This window comes from Maribellus luteus (assembly GCF_003576475.1).
Taxonomy (GTDB): Bacteria; Bacteroidota; Bacteroidia; order Bacteroidales; family Prolixibacteraceae; genus Draconibacterium; species Draconibacterium luteum.
This window is the reverse complement of record NZ_QWGR01000010.1, coordinates 33,438-45,696: the sequence shown is the minus strand read 5'-3', so window position 1 is coordinate 45,696 and position 12,259 is coordinate 33,438. Positions and strand designations below refer to the sequence as shown.

10 protein-coding genes are annotated in these 12,259 nt (G+C 41.2%); 1 reads left to right on the top strand and 9 read right to left on the bottom strand.

Features of this window, described 5'->3' with window-relative positions:
- Position 1: 1 nt before the first annotated feature.
- The 7 genes from D1614_RS16240 to D1614_RS16210 form a co-directional block, all read right to left on the bottom strand.
- Positions 2–1,018, bottom strand: coding sequence for a carbon-nitrogen hydrolase family protein (locus D1614_RS16240; RefSeq protein ID WP_119439020.1), 1,017 nt, complete (start codon positions 1,016–1,018; stop codon positions 2–4).
- A 125-nt stretch (positions 1,019–1,143) separates the two neighbouring features.
- Positions 1,144–2,121: an aldo/keto reductase gene (locus D1614_RS16235; protein WP_119439019.1), complete on the bottom strand. Its 978-nt coding sequence runs from the start codon at positions 2,119–2,121 to the stop codon at positions 1,144–1,146.
- Positions 2,122–2,140: 19 nt separating this feature from the next.
- Positions 2,141–2,644, bottom strand: coding sequence for a DUF2271 domain-containing protein (locus tag D1614_RS16230; protein WP_262707222.1), 504 nt, complete (start codon positions 2,642–2,644; stop codon positions 2,141–2,143).
- A gap of 232 nt (positions 2,645–2,876) precedes the next feature.
- Positions 2,877–4,592, bottom strand: a complete 1,716-nt coding sequence (locus tag D1614_RS16225) for a RagB/SusD family nutrient uptake outer membrane protein (protein ID WP_119439116.1) — start codon at positions 4,590–4,592, stop codon at positions 2,877–2,879.
- Positions 4,593–4,614: 22 nt separating this feature from the next.
- Positions 4,615–8,046 carry a TonB-dependent receptor gene (locus D1614_RS16220; RefSeq protein WP_206610051.1) on the bottom strand — a complete coding sequence of 1,144 codons (3,432 nt, stop codon included), beginning with the start codon at positions 8,044–8,046 and terminating at the stop codon, positions 4,615–4,617.
- Between the two features lie 172 nt (positions 8,047–8,218).
- Positions 8,219–9,268, bottom strand: a complete 1,050-nt coding sequence (locus tag D1614_RS16215) for a FecR family protein (RefSeq protein ID WP_162304533.1) — start codon at positions 9,266–9,268, stop codon at positions 8,219–8,221.
- Between the two features lie 266 nt (positions 9,269–9,534).
- Positions 9,535–10,143 (bottom strand): RNA polymerase sigma factor, encoded by a 609-nt coding sequence (locus D1614_RS16210; RefSeq protein ID WP_162304532.1) that lies wholly within the window; start codon positions 10,141–10,143, stop codon positions 9,535–9,537.
- 279 nt (positions 10,144–10,422) lie between these two features.
- On the opposite strand from D1614_RS16210, the gene D1614_RS16205 reads away from it, so the two are divergent.
- Positions 10,423–10,695 (top strand): DUF493 family protein, encoded by a 273-nt coding sequence (locus D1614_RS16205; protein ID WP_119439015.1) that lies wholly within the window; start codon positions 10,423–10,425, stop codon positions 10,693–10,695.
- Positions 10,696–10,839: 144 nt separating this feature from the next.
- On the opposite strand, the gene D1614_RS16200 is transcribed toward D1614_RS16205, so the two are convergent.
- Together D1614_RS16200 and D1614_RS16195 are read right to left on the bottom strand one after the other, a co-directional pair.
- Positions 10,840–11,220, bottom strand: coding sequence for a hypothetical protein (locus D1614_RS16200; RefSeq protein ID WP_119439014.1), 381 nt, complete (start codon positions 11,218–11,220; stop codon positions 10,840–10,842).
- Between the two features lie 88 nt (positions 11,221–11,308).
- A complete protein-coding gene (locus D1614_RS16195; protein ID WP_162304531.1) occupies positions 11,309–12,166 on the bottom strand; it encodes a LytR/AlgR family response regulator transcription factor in 858 nt (285 codons plus the stop codon).
- Between the last annotated feature and the right edge of the window lie 93 nt (positions 12,167–12,259).

Sequence of the window (12,259 nt, the reverse complement as noted above, 5' to 3'; positions counted from 1 at the left end):
ATCAATGTTTGTTGCCCGGTTCTTCGCGAAAATTACGGGAACGATCAAAGTATTCGTCGAGCGTTTCAATTTCAAACTCAGCCAACATTTGTTGCACATTAACTTTGTCATGCTCACTTGTTATCAATACTGCCCCAACTTGTCCGGGATCATTAATAATTACTGCATCACCATATTTTTTCTTTAGATCCACAAGCTTTTCCCAGTTGTAATCGAGATGAACCAGTTCGTAGTCGAGATTAACGGTTCCCACGGTGTAGTTGAAATAATTGGTACTTGAAGCCACAACCTGTCCCAAAGGATTTCGAATTTCGGAAGGAAGCTGGACAAACCCCATCGCCCCCACAAAATACGACTGGCAGGAGTAAGCCCAGTAGCTTTGTACCAGTCCGCCGTGATACATCGACGAGAAAAGGATAAGATCGGGCTTTGCTGCCACAAACTTTTGGCGCAACTCATCAAAATTGAGATCGAAGCAAACGGCACATGCCACAGTTCCAAAGTCGCACTCAAAAACAGGAACTTCGTCGCCCGCTTTAATGCCTAGTTCCATCTCACCTATTGTCGGGTAATTTTTGTGGTAAACCCCAATGGTTTCGCCCTGGCGATTCAACATAAAACTTGAGTTTAAGAATTCCTTATCCCCAACCTCGTGTTTTGAATTAAAGGCAATATAGCACTGATTGCTTTGGGCCACCGATGCAAAGAAATCAAGCACCTGGTTTTTCCGTTGCCTGAAATATTCAAGTTGTTCAACGGGCGACAATCCCCTCGGACGATCACAGGCTTCGGGCAAAACAATCAAGTCGGGCTTTTGTATCAAAACTTTTTGGAACTCCTTTTCCCAAAATTGAATCACTTTATCCACTATTTCCTGCGGATTATTGGTTCCCGGAAAATGAGGGGGGATACTCCCTATCACGGCTATTTTTACATTTTCTTTTGCCTGCACAATTCCGGAAGACAGAATGCCCGACAGCAACAAAATCAAAATAAATGCTACGTTTCTATTTTTCATACTTTTTTCGTCTGATTAAATTTACTAGTTCTCAATGGAATAACATCGAAGTCCCATGGCCGTCTGCTACCGGATAGTTATAGGCATATGCGGCTAAATTTTGTCATGGTCGTTTCATGTGTTAATCAAGCAATGTATTCTCCGTCAGTATATCCCGGTTGAGCCCAGCACAAAGCATGTGGACCTGCATATTTCGCCATTCTGTATTCCAACTCGCGCCGGTCGACACTTGCCATAAACTTCCCGGGGTATTCTTTTGCCAGTTGAATATTTTCCCTCAGCGGTTCTATTCCGTAATGCGCAATTAAAGTACTGCTAACGCCATCCTGTCCCCAGGCATATTCAAGCAATTCGCGGGGTGTGGCATCTTTGCCAACAATGTTTCGCATCACTTTCATGGAAATTACACCGGTATTTTGTTTGATTGCCGCGGGTAATGCCAGCTCTGCAAAATCGCCGTAGCGTGTGGCATTCATTGCCAAAAGAGCGACATCCATATCCAGGTTATCAAGCAAATCTTTGGAGCGTTGAGCACTGTCCATGCTGGAGAAACCGATAAAGCGGATCACTCCTTCTTCTTTCAATTTCTGCATCTCCCGATACACACCTTTTTCAATCTCGGATACAGAATCTGAATCTTTAATGGCATGTATTAACAAAATATCGATATAGTCTGTCTTCATTCGGGACAGGCTTCCCTCTATTTCTTTTTTCACCTCATCGGGGTTTCTGGTTTCCAACTTTGTGGCAATCGTTACTTTATCCCGGTAAGGAGGAAGAATTTGCCCAAAACGCTCATCACTTCCCAAGGCCTGATCTCCTTTGTAGATGCTGTAACTGGGAGCTGTATCAAAAAGATTTACACCACTTTGAATTGCTTCTTCCATAATTTTTTCCCATTCGCCACCCTGGTTTTTACAAAACTGCGAGCCTCCGCCAAAAGACAGAATCGAAACCTCGAGGCCGGTTTTACCCAAAACCCTGCGGGGAACCTGGTTACTATTCCCAGAGTCAGAACATGATGCTAAAAATCCGCTGGCAGATATCGCAGCTGTTCCCAGAACGGAATGTTCAATAAATTTTCGACGAGATATTTTTTTCATAACATATGCTATTTACAGGTTACTTTTCAAATTGCACTTTCACATTCGACAAGAGTCCACTTCCTTTTTCATATTTCCCAGGTTGGTAAGTTACGGCCACCTCGCTAATACCGGGTTCGCCGCTTTCTTCAATCTCAATGTCGCCGGCATACAGTTCATTGTAGTTTTCGGCCACATGCACTTCAATACAATATTTGTACTTTCCGGGCGCTAACTCATCTCCCGGAAAATCAAATTCAAGCACTACTTCGCCAACGTCAGGCGTTGCCTGCGAAACGGCGTCAACCACTTCGCCCGATTGTTTTTGCCAGTCAGACTTACTGACCCAATTGGGGCAAACATCGGGAATTGTGTATCCACCATACGAGAGGTAATCACAAACAAAAAATGTTTCGACGTAATTTCCCTCCGAATTTTGCAACCAAATTGCAATTTGATTGGAGGCTATAAATTCCTCTTTTTTATTTAAATGAAACGAGAACTTCAATTTTGCAGTTTCCTTAGAAGTACACCCTGTAACCATTAATAAACCCAATAATACAGCCATTGTACTGTAGTATTTTCCAAATTTCCAGGCTAAAATTCTATTTCTAAAAAATCTCATAATAGTATATAACTCACTGTTTAGTTGATGGGAGTTCTTTCTTTCATTATTTTCCAAATTGCCTTTTGAAATTTCAATAACCCGTCGAAACGATTCGTAACAACAGGCTATTGAAATTTTTTATTACCTATGAAAGGTCTAAATTAACCTGTTAATCATCCCATCCGGGGTTTTGCCCCAGGTTCGGATTTAAAACAAGTTCTGTTTCTTTTATCGGGTACAAATAGTCGCGGTTGATATTAAAGCCATATCCGTTAGGAAGAGCAGTTCCAAATGGATCAATAAAACCATTCTCATCATCCGAATAAGGAGGTGTTATCGAAAATTGGTCAGATTTCGCTCCTTTGGGTCTTTTCCCTACGAGTAATTCATCGGCAGCAGCCCATCTGGCAATATCGTCAAACCGGAACTCTTCCAACACCAGCTCGATCTTACGTTCTCTTCTGATTTCGTTAATAACCGGAGACAAGTCCGGAAATTCCCAATTAGGATCAGGAACAATACTATTTATCTGCAGGTTAGGCATTCCTACCCGGTCTCTGAGTTTTTTCACCGATCGGTCGATATCATTCTGAATCAATGATCCTAACTCTGCCTTAGCCTCTACAAAGTTGAGAAGTACCTCGGCATAACGAAACTGAATGGATGGTGTTTCCTCAAAATTCATGTCGTGGTATACCGCATTCGGATTGTAATCCTTTCGGCGCTGGTAACCAGTAGGTGCCGTGAGATCCTCGTTGGTAAAAAGCTTATTGTAAATGTAAACCCAGTTTGTTGTATTGCCATCCTTAATTAGCCAGGGAGCATCGGGCGTAAAAATGGTTTGATAAAACCTGGGATCCCGGTTCGTTGCTTCAGTTGCAATAGTTGCGTACCCTTGGAAAAGTGGGCTAACAGCAATAGGCTGTCCATCAACACATAAATACGAATCAGCCAGTGACTTTGTCAGTCCCATTGCCCTTGGCCAACTTAAATAATCAAGTGTTCGATGAGAATGAACCCCTAAATCAATATTCATCTTACTCCAGAACATCACTTCACTGTTGTTGCTGTAGTCTCTTAATCCAAATAAGTCAACATAGTCGGTTTCCGGGGAACCTGTGGAATAAATATCATACAATCCCGAGTTCATAATCTTTTCGGTGGCTTCCACCACTTTATTGAAATATTTCTCAGGTTGCGGATTATCTACTCCAAACGGATCGTTTGCATGGTATTTTTCCCAGGTACCTTCATACAAGGCGACCCTGCTTTGCAATAAAAGAGCAGTCCATTTATTGAGACGCGAATGCCCATTTGTTTTCTCGTTGCTTAAATACAAAGCAGCAGAATCCAGGTCGGCAATAATTTTGTCAGCAACATAATTTCGGGGATCTCTCGCTTCAAAAAGTTCAGGAGAACTTGTTTCGAGTACTGTGGATATCCACTGAACATCTCCAAAGTTTTTCAATAACCCAAAATATAAATAGGCCCGAAAAAAGTAAGCCTCACCCATGTACTGTTTATACGTTTCAAACTCGTCTTCACATTTTTTATAATTATCGAAAAAATAGTTGACTCCCCTGATACTTCCGTAGGCCAGACCCGGACCTGCATTTATTGTTAAGGTACCTTCCAAACGGCTGTCAATAGAACGACCTGTCATATGAATATCACTACCAACATCGCCTCTGGAATAATATTTAAGAGGAAAAATTCCTCTGTTGTAAAACTGATTCATATAGATCTCCATGTCACTGGAATGCTTAAAAAAGACTGCATCAGTTACCTGGTCCAAAGGATATCTCTCCAGAAAATCGTCATTATCACATGACCATAAAAATGCGCTTAATCCGATAAACCCTATCAATAATTTTAAATAGTTCATAATCATTAATTTTGTTCAGTTATTAAAAAGTTAAGCTAACACCGAATGAAAACATCTGTGTAATCGGATAAATTTCACCAAGGTCAACCCCGCCATCATTTGGATTTGACGATACTGCAGTTTCCGGTTCAAAAAGCTTAGGCAGCGGCGTAAAGGTTAACAAGTTCTCTCCTGAAACGTAAATTCTGGCCCTCTGAATAAAAATTTTATCCAATACACTTTGAGGAATGTTGTAACCTATTTGCAGGTTTTTTAGCCTTAGGTAAGCAGCATTTAATACATATCGAGTTTGGTACTGCGTGTTTTTATCTCTTTGTGCCGAGAAATAAGGTTTTGGAAAATAAGCATCAGTATTGGGGCCTAAAATATTTGTTTCATCAGCTGGTCGCCAATAATCTAACATATTACCTTCTTTAAAAAGAGACGAGTTATTGGGACTGTTATTAAGTCCCCAGAAATACTCGGAATTTCTTCCCGGCAACAAATCGCGCTTTCCAATCCCTTGCCAAAACATTTTGAAATCGAAATTTTTCCAGTTTGCTCCTACTGAAATATTGTATGTATAGCGGGGGGTTGTATTGGCAATTATTGAAAGGTCGCCATGGTCATCCAGTGTCATTGTGCCTGGATTAATTTCTTTATCGTCATTCAAATCTTTGTACTTGATATCGCCGGGGCCCCATTTAGAATAATAGTAGGTCTGATCCCACATTTCCTCATCGGGAGTTTGAATTATACCGTCGGTGGTTAATCCCCACTGATCCCCATACACCCTGCCCGGGTACCAGGAATAAATGTTTCCGGATTCGTTCAGGTACTCTTTGATAATTGTTTTGTTATCGCCAAGGCCGACTTGTACCTCATAAGAAAAGTCAGACGACACTCTGTCTTTCCATCCAATAGAAAGTTCAAACCCTTTGGTAGATAACTTGGCGTTATTGCTGCTAGGCGCACTCGTTCCCAAAACTGATGGAAGCTGCATGGAAGGCCCAATCATATCAGAAGTAACACGGTCGTACCAGTCGAAAATAAAACTCAAACGATGATTAAGAAACTCTGCATCAAATCCAACATCAAATGTTGTTACGGTTTCCCAGGTCAGATCATCACTTATTATTTTGGGACTAGTGGCATACAACGGGAGTTCATTATTTATAATATAATCCTGCCTTAGTGCGACTGGTATAGTGGCTAGATACAGGTAGTTAGCTACATTCTGATTGCCTAGCGACCCGTAAGAAGCCCTGATCTTCAAAGTATTTACATGGTTCTTAATGGGTTCCCAGAAATTTTCTCTTGCAATGTTGTAGCCTGCAGAGAAAGAGGGAAAAAAGCCCCAGCGCGAACCAGACGAAAACCTGGAAGATCCATCATAGCGGGCACTGAATTCAAACAGGTATTTCTCATCAAAGTTATAATTCAACCTTCCAAAGATACCTTTTGTGGCCCAGTGGCTAATCCTGTCATCAAGAGTGGTTGTACCTAAGGCTGCCCTTATAGCAACTACCTCCTGAGTAATTAAGTCCATTTTTGAACCATACAACCATCTGTAATTGCTTTTATCCTGTTCGTATCCAATCAACCCTTTCAAATAGTGCCGTCCGATTGTTCTTTCATAGGAAGTATGGGCACTAAACAGTGAATATTTTGTTTGATTTAAACTTGAAATTACCCCTGTAGTCGACTCTCCAATATTCCCCCAGCTTCCGTTAGGAACTGAAACCGGCACAGGCTTGGGATTTTGCGATTCAGAGCCTGCTTTATAGTTATAATTGTAACGAACGTTTGTCTTCCAGCCTTTTACAGGCTCTATCTCAGTCCCAAGGTTAATCCACAAATCGTTTCTTTCCGTTAAAATCCGGCCGCCATCCTGAAGTACGCGTACAATCGGGTTGTTTATCGAACCGTCAATATTGTACATAGGCATGGTTGGCCAGAAATCAATGATTTGAGACCACGTATATGTTCTTGGTAATCCGACCATTCCTATTGGGCTATCCGTATTGGAACGGGCATATTTTGTACTGAAATCAAAGCGTGCCCAATCGGTAACATTGGAGGATAAATTGGCCAGGATATTATATCGTTTGTAACCGTCATCTCCCCAACTGTATAATCCGGGTTGATCATAAAATCCGGCAGTAAAGAAATACTGCGTTTTTTCACTGCTACCGCTAAGGTTTAGATTGTGTTTCTGTTGAAACGCGTATTTTTTATAAAATTCCTGCGTCCAGTTTACATTTGCATTTCCAACATGTCTTCCTGCCCAAATATAAGTGGGTGGGTTTTCCGGATCATAGGGATATGGATAAGTGCCGTCAATGTATCCTTTGATTCTTTGAACTTGTTCCTCAGGAAATTTGGGAGATAATCCTGAATTTGCCATCGCCTGGTTAAAAGCAATTGCATAGGTGTAAGAATCTTCCATATTGGGAATATAAATAGGAACAGCAAAAGAGAGGTTATTGCTGTATTGTATCTGTACGGGTTGGTCTTTCTTTCCTTTTTTGGTTGTAACCAAAACCACCCCAAAAGCAGCCCTTGAACCGTAAACAGCAGAGGCAGAAGCATCTTTCAAAATCGAAATACTCTCAATTGATTCCGGGTCCAGCAGGTTAATATCCATCTCCACTCCATCTACCAAAACCAAAGGAGAGGAATTCCCTGAAATGGAACCGACACCCCGGATTTGCCATTTCTGACTGGCTCCGGGCTCTCCGCCCATGTTACTTAGCGAGATATTTAAGTTGGGCGAGGCTCCCTGTAACAAAAGAGAAACGTTGGAAGCAGGACGGTTTGCAAGCTTTTCTCCGGCTACAACATCCACCGAACCTGTTACGTTTACTTTTTTCTGTGTGCCATAGCCAATGGCCACAACTTCCTCCAATCCGATAGCGTCCAACTGCATCACCACATTAATCGCAGTTTGACTTCCGACTTCAATCTCATGTGCTCTCATTCCGACAAAAGAGAATTGAAGTACCGCGTCGGCAGGTATATTGTTTAGTGTATATTCTCCGTCGGCATTGGTAACTGTACCGTTTGAGGTACCCTTTACAACAACCGTTACTCCGGGCAATGGCAAACCATCGGAATCAGCAACCTTTCCGGAAACCGACTTCTGCTGTGCCACCATTTCGTTGATTATTTCGACATTGGAAAGAACAATTTGCCTGTCGTACACTGTATAAGCAATGTCTTTCCCCTCAAAAATACCATCAAGAATGGCTTTAATGGTCTCATTTCGGGCATCAACACTCACTTTCTGATCAACATCAATTAAGTCTTTGTTGTACAAAAAGAAAAATTCAGTAGCATCTTCAATTTCTTCCAGCACTTCTTCTATCGACTGATCGTTTACTTTCATTGACAAGCGTGTCATTTGTGCATACGATTCAACAGCCAATACCTGTGCAAAGCCAAGGAAGACAAACAGAACTGTTAGTTTAGTCATAAGTAGTAGTTTTTTAATAGCCTGAGTTTCTTTAAAGAGGAAACTCATCGAGGCCATTCGGTCTCGTTTTTTTTTCATAGTTTTACCATGTTAGAGTGAATAAAAGCTTTATTGATTCTCGCTCTGCAAATCATACAGGAAAGTGCTGGAACCACTTTCCTGTTTGCAGTTTTTATCTTTTTAGTCTCATCGTTACTTTTTTCTGTTTAAACACCCCGCCAGCATCCGCTGACCTTTGCTCAATCGTATATCTAATAGGCGTTGTTTTGGCCATTAATTTCAATACCTCTTCCAGGAGCTCGTCTTTAAAAGTGGCTTTAAACCTGTAACTTTTCAAAACTTCATCCTGTATTTCAATGTCCACATTGTACCATCTTTCCAGGCGGCTAACAACCTGTCCCAGTGGCTCATTGTCAATCACCAGGTAACCGTCTTTCCATGCCGAATAACGGGACGCATCTACCTCCGACAATGAAACAGTGCGGGAGTTGCGGTTAAATAGTATTTTCTCGTTGGGAGCCAGTACCTGGTTAAATACGGCTCCTTTCCCGTTAATCTCTATTTTCCCTTCTTCCAGGGATACATCCGTAAAAACATCGTTGGTATAGGCCGAAACATTAAACTGTGTTCCCAGCACCTTTATATCCATATCGGGAACACTCACAACAAATTCAGAATTATTCTGATGTTTTACATCGAACCACGCTTCACCCGTCAGTTCTACTTGTCGCTGCCCGCCAAACTGGCTTGGGTATCTTAGTTTCGAACCGCTGTTCAGCCAGCCTCTCGAACTGTCAGGAAGCATAAATTCAACACGGGCACCTTCGGGCGCATTTATACTTACCCAAGCTTGTGCCACTGCTTCGGGCAATGGCTCTCTTGCTCCATCCCGGATGTTTACAGAGTAATACCACGCAGAAAATGCCAAAAGAGGAACAAGAAGAATTGCAGCCACCTGGCGGTAAAAATGCCAAAGGCTTATTTTTTTCTTCTGTTTCTTTTCTTCCAGCAAAATGTTGTATTGGATTCTCTCGAAAATATGATTCAATGACTCATCCGCTCCTTTTTGCTGCTCAGTAATTTCGTCCCACTGAGCGGACAAATGCCCTGCCATGTCTTCCCTGTGGCGAATATCTTCAAACCACTCCCTGATTTTCGTATAATCGTTGTAGGAGTATTTTCCGTTTGAAAAATTTATAAGTGTATTTATATCTATGTTCATCTTCATTTCTCTTCAAAGAGGAGGAGCAAACTTGTTCTCCTCCCTCTTTAATCTAACTAAAGCTAACTATTCAATTAAACTTACCTTGCTTGTACATTATATATCCCGGGAAGCCAGATATCCCTAGTTCAAAAAGAAAAAAATTTCAGAAAAAACAGATTTTAACCTGTCGGACTTAAACCTCGCCCTTAACCGGGGCCGGCAAAAACGACGCAAAACCACTGATTATAAAACGAGTAAAAAAAGGAAGAGATCAAATAAAAGGCTTATTTAAAAGTTTTATTTCTTTTGACAAAAAGATGAAAAAAAATCAAGCCTCCCGCTTTAAGTTTCTCAAACTCCGACTTAAGAAATTTCATGGCCTCTGTGATATGGTATTCCACCGTTTTGGAAGAAATGTCGAGTTCACTGGCAATTTCGTTCAGCGACTTTTCCTGTAGTTTCTTCATCACAAAAACCTGCTTACGCTTTTCGGGCATAAGATCTATGAGCTCTTCAAGCTTATTTAGTAAGGCCTGATAATCGTCTTTATCATCAAAAACGGGTTTGTTGCTTGATAAAGAGAACAGAATTTCGTGCCGGGCTTCGTTTAATTTTGAAAGCTTATTGAATTGTTTGCGGATGGCATTTAACGCAATCGTAAACAGGTACGATTTAAAGGAAGTGTCTGACTTTATTTCCGTCTTTTTACTCCACACTTTGGAAAACACTTCCTGCACAACATCCTCCGCTGCATCTTTCGATTTCAGGTAGTTTAAGGAGAACTGAAACAGGGGTTTGCTGTACAAATCGAACAAGGCCCTGAAAGAATCATGATCCCCTCTGTTAAGTCCGTAAATCAGGTTTTTCTCGGTATTTTGACTGCCTTTGTTCAAGTTTGTTTCGGTTCGATCAGCCCGAAAGTAATAACTTTTTGCACATTTCACTAACGAATACTCACCGTAGGAGAAACATTAATAATCCGCCTTTTCACCCGGGCAAGCCTTCTCAACACCTATTGCACTGATCCCTAACCATAACACCCCAAAAAATCAGTTCTTTCAAAGAAATAATTGCGATTAAGTTCGTTCAGATGCCCGTTTTAAAACATCGAACCAACCCGTCCCAAACAAATGGAACGTTTTTTCTGTTAGTTTTGGCAGAAAGAGTCTTTCATGAAAACAGATAAATTCAAAACATTACGATACAGGCTGATGGAAACAGAGACCTGGCCGCTTAAATACATGTTTAAGTTTATAACACCGAACAGTAATGGCAAGGTGGAACAGATCAAAGTACTTTTACCGCCTCATGGCGAACTGGCGTTTAAACATACTTCCGACCTGAAACACGTTTCAATTACCTGCGTTGCCGAAATGCAAAATGCCGATCAGATCATCGAAATCGTAGAAAAAGCGGATAAAATTGAAGGGGTAATTATTCTGTAGATAAAAACTGGTTCTGCCAATGACAGAACTTTGCAATAAATTCACCGAATGCAAGATACCAAAGCAGCCAAAATGCGCTAAGCAGTTTAGAACTGCTAAGCGCATTTCTCATTTTCATTAAGCAAATCAGGATATTAACCCGGCTTACTCTTTTGCTTTTACTCTGGTGGCCGACAATTCCATGCTCCCTTCAGACGACGTTACTGTTCCGGTCATTTTCTGATCCTGGATTTTTGCCTTCAGGTTTACATATTCGTAATCAACATACAACCCGCATTTAAAAACACCATCGGCAAAGCTTACATCTTTCAGCTGAATTTTGTACCCATCGGCAAACTTAACTTCTCCGGTAAGTTTCTTTTCCTTTTCTGCAATGGTCAAAGTGCCTTTTTCGTAACCATAAGGAGCCGACGGCACATTAAAGTTCCATTCGCCAACCAGCTGTTTTTCGGAAGTAAGTTCGGCGCTGTTTCCTGTCATTGGAAGCAGGGCGATCATAAAAATAAATACCAGTAACTTTTTCATTTTCTTTGATTTTAAAATTTAACCTGAACAAAAATGAATGCACCAAATTTAATTTCAAAAAAATAGGGTTTAAGTAGCTTATTTGGGGTTAAACAGATTCCTGCTGGGATAAAAACTCCAAAAACAGGGGTGAATATTTTTCGGAAACAGGGATTATTTTGTCGCAATGCCGCAGTTTGATTTGCAGTTTTTTCCCTTTCAGCTGAACCATCTCAATTTGGTTCCAGTTTACGATAAAAGAACGATGGCAGCGAACCACTTTGTTTTTGGCCAGCATTTCTTCCACACGTTTCAGCGAATTGCGCAACAGTTGCCGTTGTACCTTTCCTTCCGCGTAATAATGCACCGAAATGTAATTATCGGTCGCCTCCAGAAACAGCACATCGGGCGTGCGCACCGAGAATTTTATGCGATCGTATTCATCCTTAAAAACCAGCATTTCCTTTATTCCCGGCTTGTTTATCTCCTCTTTTAACGAGCGAATTTCGGCCCGCTGGTTCTTGTAAAAAATAATCAACAGCGAGAATGAATACGGAAGAAGAATGCCCAACAGGGTGTATTTCAATGAAAAAACAAAGTCATTGAAAAAGTTTCCCAGCGGGTTTCCGTAAAGAAAAATATACACCAGGCTGATCAGCAAAACTTCAATCAGCAGCCAAAGCGAATAACTTTTTATAGTGAACGAACTGGCCTTAAAAAGCTTTCGCAAAGGAAACTGGGTAAACAAAAGCACCAGCGAAACAATCAGCCCGTAGCTGGAAAGCCGGAGAAACTGAATAAAACCCGAGTCGGAAAACCAGCGGTTGATATTAAACGGGACAAACACATTGATGTACAGCACACTAAAAACCAGGCAAATCAGAATCAGCAGATAGCGATCTGACTTTTGGTCAAGCAGCGTAAACCTGTTATTCAGAAAATTGATTGGTACAAATGCTAATCCCATGAAATACGTTCTGCAAAAGAGTGACGGATAAAAGTAAAAAAATATTTTCATCTGTGGAGATGAAGACTCTTTCCCCAACCCTCAACCGGGCTC